General features: G+C 64.6%; 26 protein-coding genes and 1 tRNA gene. 10 read left to right on the top strand and 17 right to left on the bottom strand.

The window, feature by feature from the left end; genetic code table 11:
- The 7 genes from ACTTAG_RS09380 to ACTTAG_RS09350 all read left to right on the top strand — a co-directional run bounded on the left by ACTTAG_RS09380 (window position 1) and on the right by ACTTAG_RS09350 (window position 5,769).
- Complete coding sequence (locus ACTTAG_RS09380) at window positions 1–189, top strand: hypothetical protein (RefSeq protein WP_444462077.1); 189 nt, start codon at window positions 1–3, stop codon at window positions 187–189.
- On the top strand, window positions 186–440 hold the full coding sequence (locus ACTTAG_RS09375) for a hypothetical protein (RefSeq protein WP_444462076.1): 255 nt from the start codon (window positions 186–188) through the stop codon (window positions 438–440). The genes ACTTAG_RS09380 and ACTTAG_RS09375 overlap by 4 nt, the downstream gene beginning before the upstream one ends.
- Window positions 440–1,237 (top strand): hypothetical protein, encoded by a 798-nt coding sequence (locus tag ACTTAG_RS09370; RefSeq protein WP_444462075.1) that lies wholly within the window; start codon window positions 440–442, stop codon window positions 1,235–1,237. Before ACTTAG_RS09375 ends, ACTTAG_RS09370 begins: the two co-directional genes overlap by 1 nt.
- A 32-nt stretch (window positions 1,238–1,269) precedes the next feature.
- Window positions 1,270–2,943: a hypothetical protein gene (locus ACTTAG_RS09365; RefSeq protein ID WP_444462074.1), complete on the top strand. Its 1,674-nt coding sequence runs from the start codon at window positions 1,270–1,272 to the stop codon at window positions 2,941–2,943.
- A gap of 14 nt (window positions 2,944–2,957) precedes the next feature.
- Window positions 2,958–3,422 (top strand): hypothetical protein, encoded by a 465-nt coding sequence (locus tag ACTTAG_RS09360; RefSeq protein WP_444462073.1) that lies wholly within the window; start codon window positions 2,958–2,960, stop codon window positions 3,420–3,422.
- On the top strand, window positions 3,419–4,117 hold the full coding sequence (locus ACTTAG_RS09355) for a hypothetical protein (protein WP_444462072.1): 699 nt from the start codon (window positions 3,419–3,421) through the stop codon (window positions 4,115–4,117). The genes ACTTAG_RS09360 and ACTTAG_RS09355 overlap by 4 nt, the downstream gene beginning before the upstream one ends.
- Window positions 4,118–4,716: 599 nt before the next feature.
- Window positions 4,717–5,769: a rolling circle replication-associated protein gene (locus tag ACTTAG_RS09350; RefSeq protein ID WP_444462071.1), complete on the top strand. Its 1,053-nt coding sequence runs from the start codon at window positions 4,717–4,719 to the stop codon at window positions 5,767–5,769.
- A gap of 535 nt (window positions 5,770–6,304) precedes the next feature.
- On the opposite strand, the gene lipA is transcribed toward ACTTAG_RS09350, so the two are convergent.
- Together lipA and ACTTAG_RS09340 are read right to left on the bottom strand one after the other, a co-directional pair.
- Entirely contained in the window at window positions 6,305–7,270 is a 966-nt protein-coding gene (lipA, locus tag ACTTAG_RS09345) for a lipoyl synthase (RefSeq protein WP_444462070.1), read from the bottom strand.
- A gap of 84 nt (window positions 7,271–7,354) precedes the next feature.
- A complete protein-coding gene (locus ACTTAG_RS09340) occupies window positions 7,355–8,467 on the bottom strand; it encodes a DUF6456 domain-containing protein (RefSeq protein ID WP_444462069.1) in 1,113 nt (370 codons plus the stop codon).
- 221 nt (window positions 8,468–8,688) lie between these two features.
- Between ACTTAG_RS09340 and ACTTAG_RS09335 the strand changes: the two genes are divergently transcribed.
- Window positions 8,689–8,997 carry a DUF6477 family protein gene (locus tag ACTTAG_RS09335; protein ID WP_444462068.1) on the top strand — a complete coding sequence of 103 codons (309 nt, stop codon included), beginning with the start codon at window positions 8,689–8,691 and terminating at the stop codon, window positions 8,995–8,997.
- 28 nt (window positions 8,998–9,025) lie between these two features.
- Here the strand turns inward: ACTTAG_RS09335 and ACTTAG_RS09330 are convergent, their stop codons facing one another.
- On the bottom strand, window positions 9,026–10,588 hold the full coding sequence (locus ACTTAG_RS09330; RefSeq protein WP_444462067.1) for a helicase HerA-like domain-containing protein: 1,563 nt from the start codon (window positions 10,586–10,588) through the stop codon (window positions 9,026–9,028).
- Between the two features lie 455 nt (window positions 10,589–11,043).
- Between ACTTAG_RS09330 and ACTTAG_RS09325 the strand changes: the two genes are divergently transcribed.
- Window positions 11,044–11,616, top strand: coding sequence for an invasion associated locus B family protein (locus ACTTAG_RS09325; RefSeq protein WP_444462066.1), 573 nt, complete (start codon window positions 11,044–11,046; stop codon window positions 11,614–11,616).
- Between the two features lie 57 nt (window positions 11,617–11,673).
- Here ACTTAG_RS09325 and ACTTAG_RS09320 read toward each other — a convergent pair whose 3' ends face one another.
- Genes ACTTAG_RS09320 through ACTTAG_RS09305 form a run of 4 tightly spaced genes read right to left on the bottom strand, consistent with a single transcriptional unit; the run spans window position 11,674 to window position 15,939 of the window.
- Window positions 11,674–12,888: a beta-ketoacyl-[acyl-carrier-protein] synthase family protein gene (locus ACTTAG_RS09320; RefSeq protein ID WP_444462065.1), complete on the bottom strand. Its 1,215-nt coding sequence runs from the start codon at window positions 12,886–12,888 to the stop codon at window positions 11,674–11,676.
- Window positions 12,885–13,160: an acyl carrier protein gene (locus ACTTAG_RS09315; protein WP_444462064.1), complete on the bottom strand. Its 276-nt coding sequence runs from the start codon at window positions 13,158–13,160 to the stop codon at window positions 12,885–12,887. Before ACTTAG_RS09315 ends, ACTTAG_RS09320 begins: the two co-directional genes overlap by 4 nt.
- A gap of 7 nt (window positions 13,161–13,167) precedes the next feature.
- Window positions 13,168–14,268, bottom strand: coding sequence for a UDP-3-O-(3-hydroxymyristoyl)glucosamine N-acyltransferase (lpxD, locus tag ACTTAG_RS09310; protein ID WP_444462062.1), 1,101 nt, complete (start codon window positions 14,266–14,268; stop codon window positions 13,168–13,170).
- A 48-nt stretch (window positions 14,269–14,316) separates the two neighbouring features.
- A complete protein-coding gene (locus tag ACTTAG_RS09305; RefSeq protein ID WP_444462061.1) occupies window positions 14,317–15,939 on the bottom strand; it encodes a L,D-transpeptidase family protein in 1,623 nt (540 codons plus the stop codon).
- Window positions 15,940–16,264: 325 nt separating this feature from the next.
- Here ACTTAG_RS09305 and ACTTAG_RS09300 point away from each other — a divergent pair, with 325 nt between their 5' ends.
- The gene (locus ACTTAG_RS09300) at window positions 16,265–16,825 is read left to right on the top strand and encodes a YcbK family protein (RefSeq protein WP_444462060.1); all 561 of its coding nucleotides are present in this window, start codon (window positions 16,265–16,267) and stop codon (window positions 16,823–16,825) included.
- 149 nt (window positions 16,826–16,974) lie between these two features.
- On the opposite strand, the gene ACTTAG_RS09295 is transcribed toward ACTTAG_RS09300, so the two are convergent.
- From ACTTAG_RS09295 to ACTTAG_RS09250, 10 genes are all read right to left on the bottom strand, one after another.
- A tRNA-Arg gene (locus tag ACTTAG_RS09295) sits at window positions 16,975–17,051 on the bottom strand.
- 73 nt (window positions 17,052–17,124) lie between these two features.
- Window positions 17,125–18,345 (bottom strand): cysteine desulfurase, encoded by a 1,221-nt coding sequence (locus ACTTAG_RS09290; RefSeq protein ID WP_444462059.1) that lies wholly within the window; start codon window positions 18,343–18,345, stop codon window positions 17,125–17,127.
- A 10-nt stretch (window positions 18,346–18,355) separates the two neighbouring features.
- Entirely contained in the window at window positions 18,356–18,946 is a 591-nt protein-coding gene (locus tag ACTTAG_RS09285) for a YIP1 family protein (RefSeq protein WP_444462058.1), read from the bottom strand.
- On the bottom strand, window positions 18,943–19,431 hold the full coding sequence (locus tag ACTTAG_RS09280; protein WP_444462057.1) for a YIP1 family protein: 489 nt from the start codon (window positions 19,429–19,431) through the stop codon (window positions 18,943–18,945). Before ACTTAG_RS09280 ends, ACTTAG_RS09285 begins: the two co-directional genes overlap by 4 nt.
- Before the next feature lie 10 nt (window positions 19,432–19,441).
- Window positions 19,442–20,710 (bottom strand): SufB/SufD family protein, encoded by a 1,269-nt coding sequence (locus ACTTAG_RS09275; RefSeq protein ID WP_444462056.1) that lies wholly within the window; start codon window positions 20,708–20,710, stop codon window positions 19,442–19,444.
- Window positions 20,710–21,480, bottom strand: a complete 771-nt coding sequence (sufC, locus tag ACTTAG_RS09270) for a Fe-S cluster assembly ATPase SufC (protein WP_444462055.1) — start codon at window positions 21,478–21,480, stop codon at window positions 20,710–20,712. The genes ACTTAG_RS09275 and sufC overlap by 1 nt, the downstream gene beginning before the upstream one ends.
- A gap of 30 nt (window positions 21,481–21,510) precedes the next feature.
- The gene (locus ACTTAG_RS09265) at window positions 21,511–22,104 is read right to left on the bottom strand and encodes a hypothetical protein (RefSeq protein WP_444462054.1); all 594 of its coding nucleotides are present in this window, start codon (window positions 22,102–22,104) and stop codon (window positions 21,511–21,513) included.
- Window positions 22,105–22,115: 11 nt separating this feature from the next.
- Window positions 22,116–23,630, bottom strand: a complete 1,515-nt coding sequence (gene sufB / locus ACTTAG_RS09260; protein ID WP_444462053.1) for a Fe-S cluster assembly protein SufB — start codon at window positions 23,628–23,630, stop codon at window positions 22,116–22,118.
- Window positions 23,631–23,649: 19 nt separating this feature from the next.
- Window positions 23,650–24,717, bottom strand: coding sequence for a cysteine desulfurase family protein (locus tag ACTTAG_RS09255; RefSeq protein WP_444462052.1), 1,068 nt, complete (start codon window positions 24,715–24,717; stop codon window positions 23,650–23,652).
- A gap of 119 nt (window positions 24,718–24,836) precedes the next feature.
- Window positions 24,837–25,295, bottom strand: coding sequence for an RrF2 family transcriptional regulator (locus tag ACTTAG_RS09250; protein WP_444462051.1), 459 nt, complete (start codon window positions 25,293–25,295; stop codon window positions 24,837–24,839).
- Window positions 25,296–25,497 lie beyond the last annotated feature (202 nt).

Here is a 25,497-nt window from a genome sequence, read left to right as displayed (position 1 = left end):
ATGGCCGCCCGTTTCGACGTGATCCTCACCCTCGGTCGCCGTGCTTTCGGCGTTACCGTTGCCACACAGGAAGAGGCAGAGGCTATCGAGCGCCAGTTCTTCGACAATGGCTATGATGTCGAAATTCTGGAGATCGAAACGCTTTCGCTCGATGAAGCCATCGCGCAGATCGAGGGTTTCTTCAAATGACCCGCGATCCCATTTCCGTCTCCACCCTCGAAGATGCCCTGTCGTGGCTGATCATTCACACGAACTGCGAAAGCTGGATTTTCGACCCTGAGGTCGAACTTCCGCAGGCGGCTTTGTTCGCCTGCGATATGTTCTGGATCAGCCCGAACGAATTGCGCAAGAAACTCCGGGCCTTGTGGCCCGTTGTTCCCATGCGGACCCGCGTTCAGAAGCGGGCCGCTTACCTCCAGCAACGGAGGCTCGCCCGTTAATGGACCCGACCATTATTTCCAGTGTCGTCGGGGCCATTGGCTCCATCTTCGGCAAGAAAAAGCAGCCCAACGCTGCCGATAACATCGACCTTCAGGCGCTCGGCGCTCGCCGCGCGGCTGATAAATACGGGTTCAACCCCCTGACCCTTCTGCAATACGGCCAGCCGGGCGGATCGCTCGCCACGGCCTCGGACGTTCCGCCGCTCGCGTCTATCGAGTTCCTCGCCGATGCCGTCGCGGGCATCGAAAAGGAATTCAACGGTGACGCCGAACGGCAACGGCAGGTGGATCAGCTCAACACTGATATTGCCCGGATCAACCTTGAACGCGCCCGCTCGGGCGTCGTCGTTGCGCCGCCCTCTGCGGCACAAAGCGCCGGGCAAGGCCCCTCGCCTCTCGGGCGATCTGCCGTTACGGTCATTCCCGAAACGGCAAACTCGGGGGTTCCTCGTGCGACTGCTCCTTTGGATCGTGGGCCTTTATCTTGGCCTCAAACTCGCCCTGATAATTCTGGCGATCCTAGCCCTCTGACCATGCCCGGCGTGTTGGCGGATGGGACGGTTGTCACCGTTCCCAATCCGAACAACAACGCCGATTTCGAGCAATGGCTCGGCTATGGCATGGCCGAGGCGAAGCGCTCCTATGACGAACTCCCCGACCGCCGCGAAAACCTGAAGCAGCGGGGGCGTAACTACGGTTACCGCTGGCTTCGCGACGTTTTCGGCAAAGACGAAAAGCGCCGCAAGGATGCGCAGCGCTCCGCCTATGGGCCTCAACAAGCCCCTTGGCCCTTTTGATCCCTTCCACTTCATCCTGAAAGGAACGCCCTATGGCGCGTCAATCCACGACTCCCGTCGAATTCAACGTCACCCAGCGGTATGACCGGAACGTCACCATGACTTCCGGCCGTGCCGGTGTCGTCGTCCCGGTCGGCTATGCCCCCCTTCTGCCCGGCGATAGCGCCTCGGGCACGATGGGCATTGACGTTCAACTGGCCGAAATGCCGAAACCGCTCCTGAATGGCGTCTTCGCCAATATTCAGGCATGGTTCGTGCCCAAGTCCGCGCATCCGCAATTCTCGGGGCGCGAAGAACTCATGCACGCCATGACCGGCAAGGTCATTCGCGCGCTCGGCAGCGACAATCGGACCCCGCCGCCCTATTTCTACGCGGCGGGCTCGGAAACCCGCACCGCGCTGGTCAACTCGACCATCTTCAAGACTTTGGGCCTGCACGTCCCTGTGCACGAAGGCGCCTATCCCAACAGCGGCGCGATCAACACCGATCTGGTTGACGCCTTCAACCTGATTTACAACTTCCGGCTTGCCGCGCACTCCTCGCGGCTTCCGCGCCGCAAGTATGTGATTGAAGACGCCGCCGCGGCTTCCACCCTGCCCCCGGCCTTCTGGCCGTCGCAGCGCTTCGGGCGCGTCGTTCCCGACTATGAACGCGCCCTCGTTGTCGGCTCGCTCGACCTCGACGTCGCCGCGGGTCGTCTCCCGGTGACGGGTATTGGCAAGCAAAACCTCAACATCGTGTCCACGAATGCCGTGGTCAACGAGACCGGTGGCAGCGCCACGACGACCTACCCCAAGGCCTCCGGTGTGGACACCGGGAACGTCAACACCGCCTATTTCGTCCGCCAGACGGCGGCGGGCTATCCTGACATCTGGGCGGAAATGGGCGGTCAAGCCGTCTCGATCACGCTCGCCGATATCGACAAGGCCCGCACCACTCAAGCCTTCGCCAAGCTGCGGACGGCCTATGAAGGCAACGACACCACGGGCTTTCGGAACGATGACACCATCGTTTCTCTTCTCATGCGCGGTCTTTCGGTTCCCGAAGATCAGTTCAAGCGCCCGTGGCTGCTCGATAGCGCCCGTGTGCCGGTCGGCTTCGCCGAGCGGCCCGCGACCGATGGCGCGAACCTCGACAAGTCCGTCACCACGGGCCGCGCCTCGGCCACGCTTCGTCTCAATGTCCCCGCCCAAGACGTTGGCGGCGTGATCATTTTCACGGTTGAAGTCCTTCCCGAACGGATCGACGAACGCATGTCCGATGAGTGGCTTATGGCCACCCATATCGACCATCTGCCGAACGCGCTGCGCGATATCCAGCGCGTCGAGCCGGTCGATCTGGTCCAGAACCGGCGCATTGACGCCAAACACACGACGCCCCATGGCCTCTATGGCTATGAACCCATGAACGACAAGTGGAACCGGGACACGACGCGCCTTGGCGGCGTGTTCTACATGGCCACCCCGGGCGGCGGCTGGACCGAAAACCGTTCGGCCATCTGGCAAACCGAAATCGTCAACCCGACGTTCTCGACCACGCACTATCTCGCGCCGCAGCCCTTCCCGCATGACGTCTTCGCGGATCAGCTTGCGGACGCCTTTGAGGTGGTCTGCCGTCACAACCTGACGATTTCCGGCCTGACCCAAATCGGCGACGTCCTCGCCGAGAACAACGACGATTACGAAGCCGTCATCAACGAAGGCTGAGGGGGAAAACCACAATGAAATTCGATCTCTACTCTTGGAATGAGGTGAAATATGCGTCCTTCGAAGCCCCGAAAGGCCGGGTGCAAATTCTGCTCTCGGGTCCGGGCGCTCTTTACGCCCAAGCCCAAGGGGTCGAAGCCCTCGTCGGTTACGGCGCGGCCTTCGACTTCCAGACGCAGGAAGATTTGACGCTTCGGGTCGAAGCGCCCAAGGGCGTGCGGGTCTTCCGTCACGTCCCCCATTCGACGGCTGTCGAAGCTTCGGGCGAGGTCTTCACCAATATCGACCGGATGCCCGACGAAAGCGGGTCCCTCCTCGAAGTGAGCCGCGCCACGCGCATGTTCGAACTCGAAAAACGGCGGATGCTCCGTGAGCTTCGCGCCGAAATCGAGGAAGAGCGCCAAACGCTTCGGCGCGCTCGCCTCGATCGGCAACCCGAAGGGGAGCCGGAACAAACCAATGAGGTGGCCACCGAATGAAACCCGGCCAAGTCCTCACGGGCTGGTGGCAAAAATACGGCTTGGGGCGTCTCACGACGCCTCAGGCTATCTACCAGACCGCCCGCCACGAAAACCCCGACCCCGCCCGCCTCTCCCTTCGCTTCCTCGAAGATCCCACAGACGGCCCGACATGGGATGTTCCCCAGCGGCTCCGGGCCCCCAGCTACTTCACCGGCCCGGCCTATTTGACCCACGGCGAAAAAGCCGATTGGCAAATGGTCGACCGCCGCTTGATGCTCTGGGCGGCGCGGGTCTGCGAAATGGGCCGCAGGCGGGGCATTCCCCTTTACGTCCACAGCGCTTTCCGCACCAAGGCGGAACAAGATGCGCTTGTGCAACGGGGCGTTTCCAAGGCCCCATGGCCCCGCTCGGCCCATTGCATTGGCGAGGCCGTGGATATCGTCCACGGTGTCTACCACTGGCAACTGACGCCGCAGGAATGGCAATTCCTCGCGGTCCTTGGCCGTCTCGCCCTCGACCGCCTCAACGCCACGCTGCCCAAGCGGGACAAGCTGGCCCTCAATTGGGGCGGCGACGATGGCCCCGGCGATACCTTCCGATGGGACCCCGCCCATTGGGAAATACAGGATTACCGCATCAGGCTCCGCCAGATCGAACCCGGCCCCCCGGAACCCATGATGCCCCGGGGCATTCTGGCCCGCGTTCGCATCTAGGCCCCAAGCCGCTTGCGGCTTCTCAGCAACTCACTTGCGAAGGTGCTTCTTCGATGCGGTGGCCGTGCCACTTGCAGCGCCGGAGGCGCTCGGCCTATTCGGTAGACCCTAGCAGGGGGGGGGGTCCCCGCTCTGCGGGGTTCCCTCTGCGCAATTGGACTAGCTACCCGCAGGGCGCCGAAGGCGGTCCAATTGCCTCCGCAATAGCCCAGGGCGAAAGCGAAGCGGCCCCCGCTTGCGGGGGTTTGCCCTAGGCGGGATGCAGCCAATCGGCGTTTGAGATTGAGCCTTCTTCAATGCCTTACGGCCCGACCCTCAGTTAGCACGCAGTTCTGTAAAGCGCGCTGAGAGGGCCTTACGGCTGTCATAGGCTCCAAAATGATGGCCAAGTTGAGGTGAAGCTTCGCCCGCCCCGTAGGGGCGAGGCGGCGCGCACCCTCAACTGGCGCAGGGGCGGCGCCAGCCGCCCCCCATCATCTAACAGTGCTGTCCTGTCAGCACGTCCGACCCCCGCGCCTCTCGATCAGAGAGGCGCGGGGGCGGGGGTCTGTAACTAGATAAACATACCCTTTTAGTGACACGCCAAGAAGGGCCCGAAAATGTGCATCAACCCCTCCTTCATCTGGGTCCAACGCGGGCCGAACTTCGAACAACAAGAGGTGGCTTGCCGCCAGTGCTGGCGCTGCCGTCAGAACCGGGTCAACGATTACGTTGCCCGCTCGCTCGCTGAGGCTTCCACCTCGTCCGTCACGGCCACGGTAACGCTTACCTATGCGCCCCGTGACGACCTCGCGGATAAAGTCCTGCATCCGCGTCACTTCCAGCTTTTCATGAAGCTGCTTCGCCGTGCGGGTCACAAAGTAAGGTATCTCGTCGCGGGCGAGTATGGGGACCTCCGGGGCCGGGCGCATTTCCACGCGCTGCTGTTCTTCCAGCACCTCGAACCCCTCGGGGATCGCGGCACGGTCCCCGCTTATGGCACCCCCGATGCCCCCTTCTGTCGCGAGATACCGCAAAAGCGAATGGTCCACATTCGCGAATGGCCGCATGGCCATATCACGGTCGATTGGAGCGCCAGCGAGAAATCGGCCCGTTACGTCTGCAAGTATCTCCTTGCGGACAACAAGAATAACGCTTGGTTCTCGCTCTCCAAGAAACCCGCCCTTGGGGCGGCGTGGTTCGCTCGAAAGGCCGCGCTTGCGCGAGAATTGGGCGTTCTGCCCTCGTCTTTCGAATACCTCCCCCCGGGCGGCTCCAAGGACAAGCGCTATCTCATGACCGGGGCCACCCGGCGCGATTACCTCGATGCGATCACGCAAGACGACGCCGACCGGGAAAAAATGTCGGAATGGGTCCAGAAGTCCTTCGACAAGGCCCAGCTTCGCCGCATGCGTGAGCGCTTCGAAGCGCTTCCGCTCGCCGATCAGATCGAGCATTTCGAAAGGATTTTCGAAGCAATCCAAGGCCAGAAGGACTGGATGATGAGCGGCGATCGCGAGCGCCAGCGACGTTACATAGAAGATTTGCTCGCTCAGTCTAGCGATGGTATCTTGTGGCTATCCAACCACAAGACCGAGGGTTTCCAAAATGGCCAAGCGCCGCGACAGACAGACTTCAGCCCCGACCGGGACGCCGGATCGGGCAACTTATGATCGCACGGGCGGCGGGACGTTCCGCGTAGCCCGTGCACAGCGCGAGCTTGCTGAAGCGCTCCCCTATGTCGTTCTCGGGCGCGCTGCCCTCGACAAGCCCCGGCGCTCTGTCGAAGCTCCGCAGCCGCCCCGTCTCGCGCAGATCGCCAAGCCCAAGGCCCGCGACACGCGGGAACCTGCCTCTGGGCTTCGCCTCGATCCGCTCGAACCCGGCACCTGCAAGGCCCGCCCGGAGAAAACCAAGGGCAACGGCGGCTCCCGGGCTTTCGTCCCGTGGTGCAACCGCAGGTAGTGTCTGCAGACATTGTGCGCCAGCGGCTTGACATTATGCAACTTGTGCCTTCGCCTGTGATCACACACAAAACGGCCCCCTAGATGCGCGACGCATCGGGGGCCGTTTGCCATCATCTGGACCCCTGCCCTAAATTTTGTGCCGCACAGATCATTTTTCCGATTTACCGATTATAGGATTTAAATCTGTCTTTGGGCGGGCCGCTTAGGCCTGCCCCAGATGGTTATAACGGGATTGCTTCGCTCAGCCGCGGCCGAGTTTGGCGATGCGGGCCGCGCGCAGTTTCGCGAAATCCTCGCCTGCGTGATAGCTCGACCGCGTCAAGGGCGTCGCCGAGACCATCAGGAAGCCTTTCCCATAAGCCGCCTTTTCATAGTCGGCGAATTCCTCGGGCGTGACGAACCGGGCCACGGCATGGTGTTTCGGCGTCGGCTGCAGATATTGGCCGATGGTCAGAAAGTCGATATCGGCGGCGCGCATGTCGTCCATCACCTGCAAAACGCCCTGCCGATCCTCGCCAAGACCCACCATGATGCCGGATTTGGTGAACATCGCCGGGTCCAGCTCCTTGACCCGTTGCAAGAGCCGCAAGGAATGGAAATAGCGCGCCCCGGGCCGCACCGTCGGGTAAAGGCCGGGCACGGTCTCAAGATTGTGGTTGAACACGTCAGGTCGAGCTTCGACAACCTTTTCAAGCGCTTCCGGGCCACACTTCAGAAAGTCGGGGGTCAGCACCTCGATCGTCGTCTCGGGCGCGCGGTGGCGCACGGCGCGGATCGTCTGGGCGAAATGCTCGGCCCCGCCGTCCTCCAGATCGTCGCGATCGACCGAGGTGATGACCACATGTTTCAGACCGAGCGTCGCCACGGCCTGCGCCACCCGGCCGGGTTCAAAGGCATCGAGCGCCTCGGGCTTGCCGGTGGCGACATTGCAGAAACTGCAGCCGCGGGTGCAGGTCTCGCCCATGATCATCATCGTGGCGTGGCCGTGGCTCCAGCATTCGCCGACATTCGGGCAACCCGCCTCTTCGCAGACGGTGACGAGCTTGTTCGTCTTCAGCAGATCGCGGGTTTCCTTGTAGCCCTGCGAGGTGGGCGCCTTGACCTTGATCCAGCCGGGCTTTTTCGGCTGCGCATTGTCGGGGCGATGCGCCTTTTCCGGGTGGCGCAGGCTGGGTGCCTTTTGGGCCGGGTCCTGGGTGTCGGGCATCGGGCGTCCTTTCGCAGCAAGATTGACCCCAGATAGGCCGAAACCCCGCCCGATGCAAATTGCCCGTGCCGCCCCCGGCCCCGCCTAGCCGATCAAGGGCGCCGCGCCGCCATAGGTTTCGTCGTAATGGCGCTTGAGCCGCATCAGCGCGATGCGCAGCACGATCTTGCCCGAGCGCGCCGACCAGCCCATGCGCTTTTCCGCCGATTCCAGTCCCTCCAGAAAGCAGCAGCAGCGCAGCACCATGTCGCCCAGCCCCGGGCCAAGGTCGGAGAGCGCCGCCGCCACCCGTTCACGGGCGCGCTCCGACCCGCCCGGGCCGCCATGGCCCAGATCGGGCCGATACTGGCCGCGGGCGCCGCCGGTCATGAACCGTTCCCAGTTCTGCGCCACCCGCGGCCCCATCTGCGCCAGTTCGAAATCCTCGCGCAGCCGCTCCCCCGCCGCCACCAGATCGGGCGAGAGGAAAGGCCGCCCATCGGCATCGCGCCGCCGCGCCAGCACGCCCAGTGGGCTTTCGGCCAGGTTCATCCGCAGCCGCGTCACCCGCCCCTGCCCCTCGTTCACCGCACGTTCGCCCCAGTCGCGGTGCCGGTCGGCCTGCGAGGGCGTCTCGGGGTCGCGGCCCTCGGCGCAGGCCTCGGCCTCGATCAGCGCCTTCAGCGCAGCCCGCCCCGCCGGAGCCAGGTCATAGCTGGTCACCCGGCCGCTGTGCTTGACCGCGATCCAGCCGTTCAGCGCAAAGCCCTGCGCCACCGCACGGTCCACCACCGCCGTGCGCACCGTGCCACGCAACACCACCGCCTTTTCCATGTCGGCCGCGATGATCAACAGCGCCCCCGGTTCGGCCAGACGTCGCAGCACCCGTCGCCCCTCGCGCGAGAGGGTCTCGATATCGGGGCACGGCCGGGGGTCGGGGGTGCGGATCGGAGCGGTCATGGCGGGGTCATCCTCTCTGGGCGGGGCAGCAGGGGCAGCCGGGGGGAAACGGCCAAGCCGCGTCAGGGCTTCGTCGACCAGCGGATCGTCGCGGCGCTGTTCGATCCGGCGCACGCGGCGCAGGATGGTCGAGGCATGACAGCCCTGGGCCCGGGCCAGTTGCCGGATCGGCACGCCCTCCTCGACATGACGCAGATAAAGCCGTGCATCGTCAGACAACCAGGCAGGCAGCAACTGCAAAGCTTGCATGGTCTTCATTTCAGGTCTCCCAGTTCGACGCGCTACCCGGTCAGGATAGCGCAAACTGCGCCTGCAACCGTGGGTTGCTTTGGTTACCCCATCGTTAAGAAACGGGGCGAACTCCAAAATTCTTTATAAACTCTAAAGATTTCGAAATGCACCGTTCGGTTGAGCGGTTAATTACGCAACACCCGCTTTGGTTGTGCAAGCCTGATCCGGCCAGAGTGGAGGGGATCACGATGACCGACCAGATCGACCAGATGGCGCAGCTGCGGCGCCCGAAATTGCTGATCCGGGCCGCGCGTTTCGGACAGCGCGACTACGACCGCAACCGCGACCTGCGCCGGCTGCTTGCGCTGCGCGATCTGCCGCGCCCCGAAGCGGCGCTGCAGGCGCTGATGGACGAGGAAGCCGGGCTGGAACAGGCCCGCCGCAACGGGGCGGCGGCCTATAGTTTCCTGCGTCACATCGAGGTGCTGATCGCGATGATGGCGGAAGCGCGGATGGTGGCGCGCAAGCCGATGGCCGATCAGATCCGCGTGGCCTGATCGGCGCGCCCGGATCGACGGGCCCAGATCAACGCGCCTTGAACAGCGAGCCCAGAACGCCGCGCACGATCTGTTGCCCGGCCTTGCTGCCCAGTTGCCGGGCCAGCGACTTGCCGAAGACCTCGGCGATGCTGTCGCTGCGCGATGCCCCGCCTGCGGACCGGCGCGGCGTCTTGGCCGCGGGTTGCGGCGGCTCGAAGCGGCGGGCGCGGTTGAATTCAAGCTGCGCGGCGGCAGAGGCCGGGGCCGCCTCGGCCCGGGCTGCGGCGGTGGCGGCCTGATCGGCCTTGGCGGTCAGGATTTCGAACGCCGAGGGCCGGTCCAGCGCGCGGTCGTATTTCCCCCCGAAGGGCGAGGCCGCCAGAACCGCGCGGCGTTCCTCGGGCGCAAGCGGGCCAAGGCGCGATTGCGGCGGGCGCACCAGCGTGCGTTCGACCATGCCGGGCGCCCCCTTCGCCTCCAGAAACGAGGTCACCGCCTCGCCCGTGCCAACTTCCCTGATCGCGGTTTCGGTGTCGAAACGCGGATTGGGCCGATAGGTTTCGGCGGCGCGTTTGAGATCCTTCTGATCCCTTGCGGTGAAGGCGCGCAGCGCATGCTGCACCCGGTTGCCCAGCTGGCCCAGAATCGCCTCGGGCACATCGGCGGGATTTTGGGTGATGAAATAGATGCCGACCCCTTTCGAGCGGATCAGCCGCGCCACCTGTTCGACCTTGTCCACCAGCGCCTTGGGCGCATCGTCAAAGAGCAGATGCGCCTCGTCGAAGAAAAAGACGAACCGCGGCCGGTCCGGGTCGCCCACCTCGGGCAGCTCCTCGAAAAGTTCCGACAGAAGCCAGAGCAGGAAGGTCGCATAAAGCCGCGGGCTGGCCATCAGCCGGTCGGCGGCCAGAATGTTGATCCGGCCGCGCCCGTCCGGGGCCAGCGTCATCATGTCGGCCAGATCCAGCGCCGGTTCGCCAAAAAAACCGGTCGCGCCCTGATTTTCCAGGATCAACAGCTGGCGCTGGATCGCCCCCACCGACTCGGCCGAGATATTGCCGTAGCGCAGTTTCAGCTCGGCCGCGCGCTCGCCCACATGCACCAGCATCGCCCGCAGATCGGCCAGATCGAGCAGCGCCAGCCCCTCGGCATCGGCCAGATGAAAGGCGATGTTCAGCACGCCCTCCTGCGCCTCGCTCAGATCAAGCAGCCGCGCCAGCAGCAGCGGTCCCATTTCCGTCACCGTCGTGCGCACCGGATGGCCCTGCGCGCCGAACAGATCCCAGAAGGTGACCGGAAAGGCGCGATAGGACAGCTCGTAACCGATGGTTGCCGCGCGGGTCGCGAAGGCCGCGTGCAGCTTGCCCGTCTCCGAGCCGGAGGCGGCAAGACCCGCAAGGTCACCCTTGACATCGGCCATGAAGACCGGGACCCCGGCGGCCGAAAACCCCTCGGCCACGACCTGCAGCGTCACCGTCTTGCCGGTGCCGGTGGCGCCCGCGATCAGCCCGTGGCGGTTGCCGCAGGACAGCAGCAGCTCCTGTGCCGCGGCATGGCCCGCGCCGCCGCCCCCCACGAAGATCCCTGCCCCGGTCAGAATTCCGCCCATCTCTCGCCCTCCGCAACCCCCGCCCGACAGGGCCGACATTCATGGTTTTCCATGCAACAGCTGCGACAATACTTGTTTAACCCTTTTGTGCCAGAGTGGATCTGTTCCGCTTTGGGCCCTTTGGCCGCGGGACACTTCCTCCCTGTCGACTGGCCGCGCCTTCGGGCGCGGTTTTTTCGTTTTGCCCCGATGCCGGGCGGTCACGGCCGATCATCATTGCGTGTTGACCTGCGGCGTTTTCCGCACTAGCGTTCCTTGCAATGACATAGTCGGCCAGTCCGACAGGGGGAATACAGGGCTCCGGAAACGGAGCCCTTCTCTTTTCCGCCCCACCCCGATCCGATCACGCATCTTTCACTGCCGCGGCCATCGGCCGGGCGCTTTCGGACGCTTTTGCCCCTGACAGGCCCCGGGCGCCATGGTAAGGCGACACCATCCCCATCGGAGGACATTTCATGAAGAAAACCACCCCTTCCCTTGCACTTCTGCTTGCGGTCAGCCTTGCGGCGCCGATGGCTCTGGCCGAAGATCCCGCGGCTCCGGCCGCTGCCGCCCCGGCGGCCCCCGCCGCGGCAGAGCCCGCCGCGGAACCCTATGTCAAGACGACCGAGGGCGACTGGAAAGTGCAGTGCATCCGTGTCGAAACCGGCACCGAACCCTGCGAGATGTTTCAGGTGATGTCGGACAAGGACGGCAACAAGGTCGCCTCGATCTCGGTTCTGGGCCTGCCCAAGGGCAAGGAGGCCGTCGCCGGCGCCACCATCGCCACGCCGCTCGAATCGGCGCTGACCGCCGGGGTGACGCTGCAGATCGACACGCAAAAGCCGATCACCCTGCCCTATTCCTTCTGCTCGCAGGTCGGCTGCTTCTCGAATGTCATGCTGAAGGCGGACGAGCTTGACCTGTTCAAGAAGGGCAAGAAGATCGCCATGACGATCGTGCCGATGCGCGCCCCCGATCAGAAGGTGGAGCTGGAAATCTCGCTCACAGGCTTCAGCGCGGCTTGGGATGCGATGCAGCCGAAGTGATCCAAAACTAAGGATCGACTTGCAAGATATTGAAAGACGCCGCCTTTCGGGGCGGCGTCATGCTTTTGACAGGATCAGCACCGCGTTCAGGCCGCCAAAGGCAAAGGCATTGGTCATCACCGTGTCGACCCGCGCCTGACGCGCGACATGCGGCACGACATCCAGCGGACACTCGGGATCGGGCGCCTCGAAGCCCAGCGTCGGCGCGATCACGCCTTCGTTCAGCGCCATCAGACAGGCCAGAAGCTCGATCGCCCCGGTGGCGCCGATGCAATGACCGTGCATCGCCTTGGTGGAACTGACCGGCAGCCGGGCCAGCCCGTCGCCGAAAATATCCGCCAGCGCCGCCGCCTCGGTCTTGTCATTGGCCGCGGTGCCGGTGCCATGGGCGTTCACATAATCCACCGCCTCGGGCGGCAGCCCGGCATCGCGCAGCGCCAGCCGCATCGCCCGCGCCGCCCCCTCGCGCGAGGGCATGACGATGTCGCTGGCGTCCGAGGTCATGGCGAAGCCCTTGATCTCGGCCAGAATTTCAGCGCCGCGCGCCTTGGCGCCTTCAAGCGTTTCAAGCACGAAGACGCCCGCGCCCTCGCCCTGCACCATGCCGTTGCGGGTGGCGCTGAACGGGCGGCAGCCATCGGGCGACATCACCCGCAGCCCTTCCCAGGCCTTCAGCCCGCCGAAATTCAGCATCGATTCCGCCCCGCCCGCCAGCATCCCCTCGGCCAGACCGGCCCGGATCATCTGAAAGGCCAGACCCAGCGCATGGTTCGAACTGGCACAGGCCGTCGCCACCGCGAAACTGGGCCCCATCAGCCCGAATTCCATCGAAATATGAGACGCCGCCGCATTGCCCATCAGCCGCGGCACGGTGAACGGATGCACCCGGTTCTTGCCCTCGGCATAAACGGCGCGATAGGCCTCGTTCACCGTCGCATTGCCGCCGCCCGCGGTGCCGATGATCGCGCCCCAGCGGGTGTGATCACAGCTTTCCAGCGGCTGCCCAGCCTGCGCCATCGCCTGGCGCGCCGCGACCAGCGCGAATTGCGTGAAGCGGTCGTAAAGCGACAGCTTGCCCTTGTCGAACTGGGTCTCGGGGGTGAAGTCGCGCACCTGCGCGCCGATCCGGATCGTCAGCCGCTCGACATCGGGAAATTCAAGCGCGCCGATCCCGCAGCGCCCTTCGGCCATCGCGGCGAAGGTGCCCTGCACATCCGGGGCCAGGGCGTTGACCGTCCCGGCCCCTGTGATCACAACACGTCTCTGGGTCACGCCAGCGCCGCCTGCGGCCCCGAAACCAGCCGCTCGACCGCGCGCACGATCGCGCCGACCGAGGAAATGTCGAACTCGCTTTGCGAGGGCTCGTTGGCGTTGAAGGGAACGGACACCCCGAAGGTCTCCTCGATCGCGAAGATCATCTCGACAAGGCCGAGGCTGTCGAGCCCCAGTTCCTCAAGCGTCATGTCGGGGCGCACTTCGGCGGGTTCCATCGCAGCCTCGCGGGCGATGATCGAAAGAATCTTCTCTTGCATATCGGGCCTCATCTGGCTGTTACTCCGTGCCCTTCTTCTGCGTGAGATTTGTAACAGTTTCCCGAAGTTCGGCCATTTGCGCAAAGAGTCGCGGCAGACGGCGGATGTTCTTCCAGGCTTCGACATGGGTTTCCATCTTCACCGCCGGATAGCCCAGCAGCACCCGCCCCGCGGGCGCATTGGTGAAGATCTTGGTGGCGCCACCCGCGATCACGTCATCGCCAACAAAGATATTGTCGTTCACCCCGCATTGGCCGCCCAGCACCACCCGGTCGCCGATGCGCGACGAGCCCGCGATGCCGACCTGACCGCACAAAAGACAGTCGCGACCGATCTGCACATTGTGGCCGATGTGGACAAGATTGTCGAGCTTGGTGCCCGAGCCGATCATCGTCGCCCGCACCGTGCCCCGGTCGATGCAGACATTCGCGCCAAGCTCGACATCATCGCCGATGACGACGGTGCCAAGGCTGTGAATCCGGGTCCAGCTTTGTTCGGTGATCGCCTCGCGCTGGCCAAGCGTCTCGCGGATTTCCTCGACCCCGGATTTTTCCGGCGTGACAAAGGAAAACCCGTCCGCCCCCACCACCGCGCCGGGCTGGGCGATGAACCGATCGCCCACCACCACCCGCGCACCAATCTTTACGCCTTGCAGAACAAGGGCTTCCTCGCCGATCTTCACATCCTCGGAAATGCAGGCATGGGCCGCGATCCGCGCGCCCTCACCGATCCGAACCCCGCGGCCGATGACGACAAAGGGGCCGATGGCCGCGCCTGCGCCGATCTCGGCCGTGGGGTCGATCACCGCGGTCGGATGAATGCCGGGCGTAATCTCGGGGCCCGGATCGAAGGCTTTCGACAGCCCCGCCATGGCGAGCCGCGGCCGCGCCACAAAGATCGCCGCCTTCAGCCCCAAAGCCTGCCAATCCGTGCCCTCGGGCAGGATCGCCGCCAGCGCCTGGCCGGCCGCCAGACCGGGAAGGTATTTCGCACTCATCGCCAGCGCGATCTGACGCGGGCCTGCCGATTGCGGCTCCGAGGCGCCCTCGATCGGCAGGGACAGATCGCCCTCCGCCCGCGCCGCCAGCGCCCGCGCTATGGTTTCGACCGTTTGCGCCATGGATCAAGCCTCTCGTTGACTGGCGCCGTGCCGCGCCTCGCCCCCGATTTAATTCGTCAGCGGCGCCAATGCCACCCCCGCCTTGTCCAAAGCGGCAAAGAGCGCGGCATCCCGCCCGTAGACATCGTCGCGATATTCGATCCGGCCCTGGGCATTCGGGAAGGCGGTGAAATAGACCAGATGCACCGGCACCGGATCGCGCAGCTTCACCGTGGTTTCGGCGCCGGTCTTCAGCACCGACTGGAAATAGCCCTCGGGGTCGGCCTCCTGCGCGGCAAGCAGCGCATAGGCCAGATCAAAGGGCCGCCCGACCCGGATGCAGCCATGGCTGAAGGCGCGGACCTCTTTCTGGAACAGGGATTTCGACGGCGTATCATGCAGATAGATGTTGTAGGGATTGGGGAAGAGGAATTTCACCAGCCCCAGCGCATTGCCGTTCGAGGGCGGCTGACGCATCGCAAAGGGGAAGTTGCGCGCGTTATAGGCGGCGAAATTCACCGAAGCGCGCGACACCGCCCGGCCCCGGCTGTCGATCAGCTGGATATGCCCCGCCGCGCCCGGATTGCGCTGCATCATCGGCAGATATTCCTTGACGGTGATCGAGCGCGGCACCGACCAGCTCGGATTGATCACCATCATCTCCATCACGTCGGAAAATTCCGGCGTGCGGCGGTCGCCCTGGTTCATGCCGACCACGGTCACCGTCTCGAAGCTCATCTTGCCGTCATCGACGATGCGGGCGCTGAAATCGGGCAGGTTCACCCAGATGTGCCGCTTGCCCAGATCCAGGCCGTTCATCCAGCGCAGCCGCTCCATTGCGACAAGGATCGCTTTCATCCGCTCTTCGGGGGGGCGGTTGATCTCGGCCAGCGTCCCCTCGCCCGCGACGCCATCGGCCTTGAGCCCCTGATCAAGCTGATAGCTCTGCACCGCCTTTTGCAGCGCGCCATCATAGGTCGCGCTGACCGAGCGGCCCAGATAGCCCATGCGGATCAGCCGGTCGCGCAGCGCCACCACCGCCGGGCCGCTGTCGCCCGGGCCAAGCCGCTTTGCCGCCACCTGCGGCCCCCAGCCGCCCGCCGCGATCTCGGCCCGCAGATCGAGCCGCGCCTTGACCAGCGCCGCATAGCGCGGCGTTTTCGGCGCCAGATCGCGCAGAAACCGCGCCGGGGCCGGGCTGCGGACCAATCCGGTCAACAGCGCCTGCGGATCGGGGCGGCGGATCTCGCGCACGATCCCGGCATCGACCTTTTTCGGCTCAAGCGCCCCCGAGGAGATGTCGCGCGCCCAGGCAAGATAGGCCAGCGACATCGCCGCCTCGAGCTGGCCGCGCTCGCGCTCGGTTTCAATGCTGGCAAAACGGGCGCGCAGCGCCTCGGCGTCATAGCGCGCCACGGGCAGGCCATTGGCATCGGCCTGATCCAGCGCCGCAAGGAATGCCCCCCGCCGCGCTTCCGCCTCGGCGGTGGTCCACAGCGGCGCATAGCCCTGCGCGGCGTAAAAGGCGGCAAGGCCCGGGTCGGCAGCGGCGGTTTCGGCCACGGCCTGGGCAAAGCCCGAAATCACCTGCGCCTGCGCCGGAACGGCGAAAACGCCGGGCGTCACCCCCCCGCCGGCCATCATCAGCGCAACAAGGGCGGCCCGCCCGACACCGAAACAAGATCCCGTCATTCTGTCCCCGCCACAGAAAATCAGGCCTGACCCTGTGGGAAAACCCCGGCCAAGTCCACCCTGCAGGCGGTTTCCCCCGATGTTTGAACGCCGCGCGGCCGCGACAGATGCAAACGCGCCACAGAGACCCCGGCCCCATGCCCGCGCCCATGCCCGTGCCGCGTCCGGCAAGAAATCGCCGAGAGGTCCGGTTTTCCCTACCCGTCAAACAATGACAATTTGAAACACGAGTCGCTTCGTGCCATAACTTCGCCACGGAATCCGGTTAAATCCGGGTTAAGCCGCAAACTTCAGACGGCACAGACCGAGGGACAGGCGAACCGATATGGGCACGATCACGACTTCTCGTCGCGGGCTTCTTGCGGCCTTTGCCGCCACGCTTGTGGTGGCGGCACCGACGGCCTCCAACGCATTCGGGTTCCTGCGCGGCGCGGGCGATATCCGCCGCATTCACATGTATTCCGGCCGCACCGGCGAAAGCCTCGACACGATCTACTGGATCGAGGGCGAATATATCCCCGAGGCGCTGAAGGAAATCACCCGGTTCATGCGCGACTGGCGCACCAATGACGTCAAGACGATCGACCCGCGCACCATCGACATTGCCGCCGCCTCGCATCGTCTTCTCGACACCTCCGAGCCCTATATGCTGCTGTCGGGCTACCGGTCGCCCGCGACGAATGCGATGCTGCGCGCGCGCTCGGGCGGGGTTGCGCGCAATTCGCTGCACATGCGCGGCATGGCGGCGGATCTGCGGATGAAATCGCGCTCGGTGTCGCAGGTCTATGCCGCCGCCGCCTCCTGCCGGGCGGGCGGGGTCGGGCGCTATTCCCGCTCGGATTTCGTGCATATGGATTGCGGCGATGTCCGCACCTGGCGCGGCTGAAGACCCGTCCGAGGGGCTGAGGAAAACTCATGGGACAAAGCGCCGCACAGCGGCGCTTTTTTGTTTTGCGGCAAGAGGTTACCCCGCTTCCGCAGCGGGGGAAAACTCTGCGCAAAAGGTATCTTTGCGACGTTTGTTTGGAGAAGATCTGGCGCACCCGACAGGATTCGAACCTGTGACCCCTGCCTTCGGAGGGCAGTACTCTATCCAGCTGAGCTACGGGTGCAGCGTGCGCGGTTCATACCCGAAAGGCTTGCGGGCTGCAACCGCTTTGACCGGTTTTTCTTGCCCGAGTTTGCTCAGGCCAGAAGCTCGTGACAAAGTTCCAGCGCCGAGACCAGCGCATCGACCTCTTCGGTCGTGTTGTAAAGCCCAAACGAGGCCCGCGCCGTCGCATTCAGCCCCAGATGCGCCATCAGCGGCATGGCGCAATGCGTCCCCGCCCGCACCGCAACGCCGCGCTTGTCGAGAATCGTCGATATGTCATGCGCATGGGCCGGACCATCAAGGGTCATCGAAAAGATCGCCCCCTTGTCCTTGGCGTTGCCCTGAATATGCAGCCAGTTCAGGCCCTTGAACTTCGCCTCGGCATAGGCGCGCAAGGCGGCCTCATGCGCGGCGACGTTCTCCATGCCAAGGCGCATCAGATAGTCAAGCGCGACGCCAAGGCCCACCTGCTGCACGATGCCGGGCGTTCCCGCCTCGAATTTCATCGGCGGCGTGTTGTAGGTGACGGTGTCGCGCGTGACGGTGGCGATCATGTCGCCCCCGCCCAGAAAGGGGCGCATCTCCGCCATCCGCTCGCGCCGGATGAAGATCGCCCCTGAACCGCTTGGCCCATAAAGCTTGTGCCCGGTGATGGCGTAGAAATCGCAGCCCAGATCGGCGACATCGACCGGCGCATGCACCGAGCCCTGCGAACCATCGACCAGCACCGGCACGCCCCTCTCACGGGCGCCCGCGCAGATCGTCTTCACATCGACCGCCGTGCCCAGCACGTTCGACATCTGGGTGATCGCCACCAGTTTCGTGCGCGGACCGATCGCTTCCAGCACCTTTTCCGCGGGCAGGCTGCCGTCGGGCTCGATCTCGACCCATTTCAGCACCACGCCTTGCCGTTCGCGCAGGAAATGCCAAGGCACGATATTGGCGTGATGCTCCATGATCGACAGCACGATCTCGTCGCCCGGCTGCAGCCGCGGCGCGGCCCAGGCGTAAGAGACCAGGTTGATCCCCTCGGTCGAGCCGGTGGTGAAGACGATCTCTTCCTCGGAAGGGGCGCCCAGAAACCGGGCGATGATGCCGCGCACAGCTTCGTAGCGGTCGGTCGAGATATTCGAAAGGGTGTGCAAGCCCCTGTGAACGTTGGCATAATCCTGCGTGTACATCTGCGTCATCGCCTCGATCACGCAGGCCGGTTTTTGCGCCGAGGCGCCATTGTCCAGATAGACGAGCGGCTTGCCGTTCACCTGCCGCGACAGGATCGGGAAATCGGCGCGGACCCGTGCAACGTCATACATCTTGACCCTTTCAGCTTTCCGTCAGCAGGATCGGGCTCAGGCCCGTTGCCAGAAGAACCGAGCCGATCAGCATCGCCGACCCGAAGAAGACCACCAGCACCGCAGCGCCGGTCAGCAGCAGATTTTCGAACCCGTGCAACGCCGCGGTGAAAAGCGTGATCAGCCACAACAGCACCCCGAACAGCATCAGCGTCATCAGCACGCCCACGATCGGGAAAAGCAGCATCACCAGGGCCTGCACCACCTGCGCGCCAACCATGATCGCCTGAATCCAGATCATCAGCGCGAAAGCGGCATCGAACCCGCCACGCCCGCCGAACTGACGGCCGAAAAACGCCATCGCCGCCGCGGAATAGAGCAGCAGCCCGCCCTGAATCGCCGCCATCAGGAAGGGCGAGACGATCGGACCCAGATCCATCCCGGTGACCAGCGAGAACAGGATCTCGCTCAGCAATCCCAGCGCCGCCCCCACCGCGATCACCGCCCCGAAAGCCAGCCAGCGCGCCGCCGGGCGGCCCAGAAGTCGCGTCACCTGCGCCGCCGCCGCGACCGGATCGGAAAAGCTCAGCCGCACCAGCGCCAGATAAAGCGACAGGCTCATGGGCGGCCCTCGAACTGGGTCACCCGCAGGCCCGCGCCCCAGATCAGGACGAAAGCGGCAAAGACAACGACCGCCACCGCATTCGCCTGCGGGCCGGGGCCGATCATGCCCTGGGTCAGCCCCTGCAGCAGCATCAGCGGCGAGACCGCAAACAGCGCCCAGAACAGTGCCAGCCGCCCGCCATAGCCATCGCCGCGGCCGCGAAACAGCCGGGTGATCTGGGTGACCAGAAAGGCCAGCGCGTAAAAGAACGGCGTTGTCGCCGCCAGCGCCAGCGCCGTGCCCAGAAGCAGCCCCGGCATCGGCACATCGGGGGTCTGGAAATGCTGCCGCGCCATCGCGGGCCATTGCGCCACGAACATCATCAGCAGCGCGGCGAACAGAAAGCTGAACAGCCGCGGTTCCGCCCGCCCCCGGGCCAGATGCTCCCGGATCACCACGCGCGGACGCCGGTAGCTGCGCAGGATGTCTTCGACCGCGGCCATGTTCTTCCCCTTAGTCCCTGTGCCGCGAAAGCCAGGTTTCCAGCCGCGCGACGATCTCGTCTTTCAGCCCCGCATCCTCGATCTCGTCGATGGCATCGGCAAGGAAGGACAGGACCAGCAAGCCCTTGGCCTCGTCCTCCGGCACCCCGCGCGAGCGCAGATAAAAGAGTGCCGTCTCGTCGATCGCCCCGGTGGTCGAGCCATGCGAGCATTTCACGTCATCGGCATAGATCTCGAGTTCGGGCTTGGCAAGGAACTGGCTGTCGTCATCGAGCAGAAGCGACTGGCTGATCTGATAGCCGTCGGTCTTCTGCGCGCCGGGTTTGACCAGGATCTTGCCCTGAAACGTGCCGATGGCGCCGTGTTTCAGCACTTTCTTGAACACCTGACGGCTTTCGCAGCGCAGCCCCGCATGGGTGACGAAAACGGTGTCATCATGCAGGAAGGCGCCCGTCGCCCCGTCGCCAAGCGCGGCACCGGCGACATGGGCCACCGCATCATTGCCGATAATCTCGATTACCGCTTCGTTGCGGGTCAGCGCGCCGTTGACGGTCAGCGTAAAGCTTTTGAAGAGCGCCTTTTCGGCGACCCGGGCGAAGATGTGGGTCACGGCGCGGCGCTCGCTGTCGGGGCCCTGCGCGCGGATGTGATGAAAGCGGGCGCCTGCACCGACATCGACCTCCATCACCTTGTTGAACCGCGCCCCGGCCGGGCCGGTTTCCAGAAGCGTCAGTTCCGCCCCCGGGTCAAGGCAAACAAGATGATGCAGGATCGGATCGGAAAGCTCTGATTTATGGACATAAATCAGATTGATCGGTTTTGCGGCCGCAGCCGTCACCCGGATCAGCACGCCATCTGTCGCCTGCGCCGTGTTCAGCGCGGCAAAGGGCCGTTGCACCGGATTTTGCCCCGCAGTCTCCAGCGTGCCGTAAAGCGCTTCGGCCCAGCCCGGGGTCTTATCGGCAATCCGGGCGATTTCGACCCCGGACAGCGTCAGATCGTCCGAGGCCGCCGCATCGAAGACACCATCGACGAAGACGATCTTCAGCCGGTCGAGCGCATCGAAAAGCGGGGCCTCGTCCTCCTCGGCCGCTGTCGCCGCCGCCGGTGTGACCGCATTCAGCGCCGCCGGATCGGTCCAGCGCCAGTATTCGTCGCGCCGTCCGGGCAGGCCCATCGCCGTCAGACGCGCCCGCGCCGCTGCCCGCGGCCCGGCCAGACCCGGCCCCGCGGCGAGGCCCGCAACCCGCGCTGCAACGATTTCCTCTTTCGTCGCCATCACTTCGCCTCCGTCAGCCCATGCGCCGCGAGGATCTCGGCATAGCCGTTCTTCTCGACCTCGCGGGCCAGATCGGGGCCGCCGGTCTGCAGGATGCGGCCATCGGCCATGATATGCACGACATCGGGCTGGATGTGATCCAGAAGCCGCTGATAGTGTGTGATCACAAGGAAGCTGCGCCCTTCGGAGCGCAGCGCATTCACCCCCTCCGACACCAGACGCATCGCATCGACATCCAGCCCCGAGTCGGTCTCGTCCAGGATGCACATCTTCGGTTCCAGCATGGCCATCTGCAGGATCTCGTTGCGCTTCTTTTCCCCGCCCGAGAAGCCGACATTGACCGGACGCTTCAGCATCTCGGCGTCGATCTTCAGCGATTTCGCCTTGTCGCGCACCAGTTTCAGGAATTCGCCCGCCGACAGCTCATCCTCGCCCCGCGCCTTGCGCTGCGCATTCAGCGCGGTGCGCAGGAAGGTCATGTTGCCCACGCCCGGGATCTCGACCGGATATTGGAAGGCAAGGAAGAGACCCGCCGCCGCCCGCGCCTCGGGCTCCATCTCCAGCAGCTCCTGCCCCTGCAGCTTCGCCGAGCCCGCGGTGACGGTATAGCCCGGACGGCCCGCCAGCACATAGCTCATCGTCGATTTGCCGGAGCCGTTCGGCCCCATGATCGCATGCACCTTGCCCGTGTCGACCGTCAGGTCCATCCCCTTCAGAATGACCTTTTCGCCTTCTTCAAGTTTGACGTGCAGGTTTTTGATTTCAAGCATTTTTTCGTCCTTGCGGTCAGCGGCGCCGGGTCAGTTCGGGCGCAGATAGGTGGAAAGGATGAGACCGAGTTTCTCGGCCGGGACGGGTGTCGGGGTCAGCTGGAATTCGGCCATGCGCCCGATCGTGCGGGTGGGCGGGCAGAAGCTTTCCATCAGGTGATAGCCCGGACGCAGCGTATAATCATCCCAAAGCACGGTCACGGGCCGGGTGATCCGGAACAAAGTGGTCAGGAAACAGGCGGCGCGGAAACGGCCGTCGATCAGCACCAGATCGGGGTGCACGAAATCGGGCCGGTCCCAGACCCCGATCGGATAGGCGGGCCATTGCCGGAAAGCGGCCGTGTCCTTCGGCGCACCCCATTCCTTGGTCGGCCCGACATCGCCGTGATGCAGCACCAGCCGCGCTTTCGGCGGGTGGGCATCGAACCAGCTGCGCATCATCGCCAGCCAGTCGGCATCGCTTTCGACCGAAAAGACCACCTTGCCGGGCATCTCGGCCGCCAGCGCCGTCGATCCGCCCGAGCCATATTCCAGGATCACCCCGGCCGCGGCATAGGCAGCCGCAAGGGCCTCCGCCTCTGCCTCGGGCAGGGTCAGTTTCGGCCGTTCGATCTTTTGGGGCATCGCCGCCATCCTCAGCCCACCGAGCCTTCAAGGCTGATCGCAACCAGGCTTTGCGCCTCCATCGCGAATTCCATCGGCAGCGCCTGCAGCACCTCGCGGCAGAAGCCGTTCACCACCAGCGCCACCGCCTCTTCCTCGCCCACGCCCCGGGCGCGGCAATAGAACAGCTGATCGTCATCGACCTTGGAGGTCGTCGCCTCGTGCTCGACCCGGCTCGAGTTGTTCTTCACCTCGATATAGGGCACGGTATGGGCGCCGCATTTGTCGCCGATCAGCAGGCTGTCGCATTGCGTGTAATTGCGCGAATTCTTCGCCCGCGGATGCATGGACACCAGCCCGCGATAGGTGTTCTGCGCCTGCCCCGCCGAAATCCCCTTGGAAACGATGCGGCTTCGGGTATTCTTGCCCAGATGCACCATCTTCGTGCCGGTATCGGCCTGCTGGAAATTGTTGGCGATGGCGATCGAATAGAACTCGCCCTGAGACTCGTCGCCGCGCAGGATGCAGGACGGGTATTTCCAGGTGATCGCCGAGCCGGTCTCCACCTTGGTCCACATCACCTTCGCCCGCGCGCCGCGGCAATCCGCCCGCTTGGTGACGAAGTTGTAGATGCCGCCCTTGCCCTCCTCGTCGCCGGGGAACCAGTTCTGCACCGTGGAATATTTCACCTCGGCATCTTCCAGAACGACGATTTCCACAACGGCGGCATGGAGTTGCGCGGTGTCCCGTTTCGGCGCCGTGCAGCCCTCAAGGTAGCTCACATAGGCGCCCTTGTCGCAGATGATCAGCGTGCGTTCGAACTGCCCGGTGTTTTCCGCATTGATCCGGAAATAGGTCGAGAGCTCCATCGGGCAGCGCGTCCCCGGCGGCACATAGACGAACGACCCGTCCGAAAAGACCGCGCAATTGAGCGTCGCAAAGAAGTTGTCGGTCTGCGGCACAACCGAGCCCAGATACTGTTTCACCAGCTCCGGATGCTCCTTGATCGCCTCCGAGATCGAACAGAAGATCACCCCGGCCTCGGCCAGCTTCTCCTTGAAGGTGGTGCCGACCGAGACGGAATCGAACACCGCATCCACCGCCACCTGCCTGTTCGAGAGGTCGATGTTCTCCGCCCCCTCGACCCCCGCCAGGATCATCTGCTCCTTCAGCGGAATGCCCAGTTTTTCATAGGTGGCCAGAAGCTTCGGATCGACCTCGTCCAGCGATTTCGGCTTTTCGACCATGCTTTTCGGGCGGGCGTAATAGTAAAGATCCTGATAGTCGATCTCGGGCAGCTTCAACAGCGCCCAGTCCGGCATCTCCATTTCGACCCAGCGCCGATAGGCCTCCAGACGCCAGTCCAGCATCCATTCGGGCTCGTCGTTCTTCGCCGAAATCAGCCGCACGATGTCTTCGGAAATGCCCTTCGGCGCATATTCCATCTCGATCTCGGTCTCCCACCCGTATTTGTAGGAGCCCATGTTCTGCACCGTCTCGACCGTCTCGCGGTCCACGCCTTCGCGGATATCCTGTTCCTGCGTCATCGTCTTTTCCCCTTCCGCGTCAGTGTCTTGCGCGGTGCTTTTCATATGCGGCCCGCCAGTCTTCGGCAAAGCGCAAGATCTCGTCCCGTCCAATCCCCGGCCCCAGCGACACCCGGATCGCAGAGCCCGCCTGCGCCTCGGACCAGCCCATCGCGCGCAGCACCCGGCTCGCGCGGACCTTGCCCGAGGAACAGGCCGATCCCGCCGAGACCGCATATCCCGCAAGGTCCATGCGCATCACCTGAGTCTCGCCCTTCCAGCCCGGGGCGATCACCGAAAGCGTGTTGGGCAAAACCTGCGGCCGCCCAGCCGTTTCCCCTTCCGGCGTCTCCCAACCCGGAAAATAGACTTCTTTCGTCGGGAATTCCAGTGCCTCTTTTAGAATATCTCTAATTTCCGCAACTTCCGCCCACACGCCCCGTGCCAAGTCGGCCGCCGCCGCCTCGGCCGCGGCCCCGAAACCGGCAATGCCGATGAGGTTTTCCGTGCCCGCGCGCCGCCCCATCTCCTGCCCGCCGCCTTTCAGAACCGACGCAATCTCCGTGCCACGGCGCAGCACCAGGGCGCCGATCCCCTTCGGCCCGCCCAGTTTGTGGGCGGAAATGAAACCGCAAGTGACGCCCAACCAGTTGAAAGCCAAGGGCAGCTTGCCGAAAGCCTGGGTCAGGTCGGCGGCCCAGAGCCCCTCAGGCAGATCCTGAATCACCCCGGTTTCGGAATTGGCCAGCTGCAGCGTCGCGCGGCCCGGATCGGTCACCGCCACCCGGCCGAATCCATCGACCGGCAGCGTATTGGCACACCAGGCCGCCACCGCATCATGCTCGATGGCCGCCGCCGCACAGCCCCGCCCGGCCAGCGCCAGACCCGCCGCCTCGGTCGCGCCCGAGGTGAAGACGATATCCGCCCCCTCGGCTCCCAAAGCCGCCGCCACCTGCGCGCGGGCCTTTTCCATCAAGGCCTTGGCCGCGCGGCCCTCGGCATGGACCGAAGACGGATTGCCCACCACCTCCATCGCCGCAACCATCGCCGCCTTCGCCTCGGGGCGCAGCGGCGTCGTCGCGTTCCAGTCGAGATAAGCCCGTGTCATCCAATCCCCGTCCTTGCGCCCGTCCTCCGAGGACAGAGGCGTATTTGGACCAAGAAGAAGCCGATGCGTTTCTTCTTGGCTCAAATACGCCCTGTCCACGCCCGCCTTCGGGGCGACGGTCAGTCATCCACCACTGAAAACAGGCTTGGCACCGCAGGGCAAGGCTTCAGACCATTCTTCACCACATCTTCCAGCGTCGTCTGATGCAGGAACACGAAGACCTGCGCCGACAGGCTTTCCCAAAGCCGGTTCGCCAGCGACTGCGCCCGCGACCCGGACACCCCGCCCGAGGCCCCCGCCCCCACATGCAGCGCCGAGACCGTCTCGTCGACCGCCTCGAAGACTTCGGAAATCCGGATCTCGGCGGGCGTCCTTGCCAGCTTGTAGCCGCCCCCCGGGCCGCGCACCGAAGCGACCAGCCCGGCCCGGCGCAGCCGCACGAAAAGCTGTTCGAGATAGGGCAGCGAAATATCCTGCCGCTTCGAGATTTCGGCCAGCGAGGTCATCTGCCCCGGCCCGACGGTGGCCAGATCGACCAGCGCGACCATCGCATAGCGCCCTTTCGTCGAAAGTTTCATGCTCTCCCCCCGTCCAAGGGCCCGGCGCAGACCGGAAACCCCGCCGAAACTGCGGCGAAGCATTGACGACGCGCCTTGGGCCGCTTAACTCGATTGCATCCGAAATCCCGGCATCGTGCCGGGACGTTTTCGTCCTAGGGTCTCGCGGTAAAAGCGTCAAGATTGCGCACCGCCGCAGATCCTCCGAGAACGCTGCAGCAGG

It is taken from the genome of Rhodobacter capsulatus (assembly GCF_052363185.1).
GTDB classification, from domain to species: domain Bacteria; phylum Pseudomonadota; class Alphaproteobacteria; order Rhodobacterales; family Rhodobacteraceae; genus Rhodobacter; species Rhodobacter capsulatus_E.
This window is presented reverse-complemented; position numbering and strand designations above follow the sequence as displayed.

Bases quoted from the DNA above. Each gene is read 5' to 3' on its own strand.
- ACTTAG_RS09275 (WP_444462056.1), bottom strand. From the start codon at position 20,710: ATGGCGACGAAAGAGGAAATCGTTGCAGCGCGGGTTGCGGGCCTCGCC.
- ACTTAG_RS09290 (WP_444462059.1), bottom strand. From the start codon at position 18,345: ATGTATGACGTTGCACGGGTCCGCGCCGATTTCCCGATCCTGTCGCGG.
- ACTTAG_RS09265 (WP_444462054.1), bottom strand. From the start codon at position 22,104: ATGCCCCAAAAGATCGAACGGCCGAAACTGACCCTGCCCGAGGCAGAG.
- ACTTAG_RS09350 (WP_444462071.1), top strand. From the start codon at position 4,717: ATGTGCATCAACCCCTCCTTCATCTGGGTCCAACGCGGGCCGAACTTC.
- ACTTAG_RS09305 (WP_444462061.1), bottom strand. From the start codon at position 15,939: ATGACGGGATCTTGTTTCGGTGTCGGGCGGGCCGCCCTTGTTGCGCTG.
- ACTTAG_RS09370 (WP_444462075.1), top strand. From the start codon at position 440: ATGGACCCGACCATTATTTCCAGTGTCGTCGGGGCCATTGGCTCCATC.
- ACTTAG_RS09355 (WP_444462072.1), top strand. From the start codon at position 3,419: ATGAAACCCGGCCAAGTCCTCACGGGCTGGTGGCAAAAATACGGCTTG.
- ACTTAG_RS09285 (WP_444462058.1), bottom strand. From the start codon at position 18,946: ATGAGCCTGTCGCTTTATCTGGCGCTGGTGCGGCTGAGCTTTTCCGAT.
- ACTTAG_RS09255 (WP_444462052.1), bottom strand. From the start codon at position 24,717: ATGACACGGGCTTATCTCGACTGGAACGCGACGACGCCGCTGCGCCCC.
- ACTTAG_RS09380 (WP_444462077.1), top strand. From the start codon at position 1: ATGGCCGCCCGTTTCGACGTGATCCTCACCCTCGGTCGCCGTGCTTTC.
- ACTTAG_RS09280 (WP_444462057.1), bottom strand. From the start codon at position 19,431: ATGGCCGCGGTCGAAGACATCCTGCGCAGCTACCGGCGTCCGCGCGTG.
- ACTTAG_RS09325 (WP_444462066.1), top strand. From the start codon at position 11,044: ATGAAGAAAACCACCCCTTCCCTTGCACTTCTGCTTGCGGTCAGCCTT.
- ACTTAG_RS09300 (WP_444462060.1), top strand. From the start codon at position 16,265: ATGGGCACGATCACGACTTCTCGTCGCGGGCTTCTTGCGGCCTTTGCC.
- ACTTAG_RS09330 (WP_444462067.1), bottom strand. From the start codon at position 10,588: ATGGGCGGAATTCTGACCGGGGCAGGGATCTTCGTGGGGGGCGGCGGC.
- ACTTAG_RS09365 (WP_444462074.1), top strand. From the start codon at position 1,270: ATGGCGCGTCAATCCACGACTCCCGTCGAATTCAACGTCACCCAGCGG.
- sufC (WP_444462055.1), bottom strand. From the start codon at position 21,480: ATGCTTGAAATCAAAAACCTGCACGTCAAACTTGAAGAAGGCGAAAAG.
- ACTTAG_RS09250 (WP_444462051.1), bottom strand. From the start codon at position 25,295: ATGAAACTTTCGACGAAAGGGCGCTATGCGATGGTCGCGCTGGTCGAT.
- ACTTAG_RS09360 (WP_444462073.1), top strand. From the start codon at position 2,958: ATGAAATTCGATCTCTACTCTTGGAATGAGGTGAAATATGCGTCCTTC.
- sufB (WP_444462053.1), bottom strand. From the start codon at position 23,630: ATGACGCAGGAACAGGATATCCGCGAAGGCGTGGACCGCGAGACGGTC.
- ACTTAG_RS09335 (WP_444462068.1), top strand. From the start codon at position 8,689: ATGACCGACCAGATCGACCAGATGGCGCAGCTGCGGCGCCCGAAATTG.
- ACTTAG_RS09375 (WP_444462076.1), top strand. From the start codon at position 186: ATGACCCGCGATCCCATTTCCGTCTCCACCCTCGAAGATGCCCTGTCG.
- ACTTAG_RS09340 (WP_444462069.1), bottom strand. From the start codon at position 8,467: ATGAAGACCATGCAAGCTTTGCAGTTGCTGCCTGCCTGGTTGTCTGAC.
- lpxD (WP_444462062.1), bottom strand. From the start codon at position 14,268: ATGGCGCAAACGGTCGAAACCATAGCGCGGGCGCTGGCGGCGCGGGCG.
- ACTTAG_RS09315 (WP_444462064.1), bottom strand. From the start codon at position 13,160: ATGAGGCCCGATATGCAAGAGAAGATTCTTTCGATCATCGCCCGCGAG.
- lipA (WP_444462070.1), bottom strand. From the start codon at position 7,270: ATGCCCGACACCCAGGACCCGGCCCAAAAGGCACCCAGCCTGCGCCAC.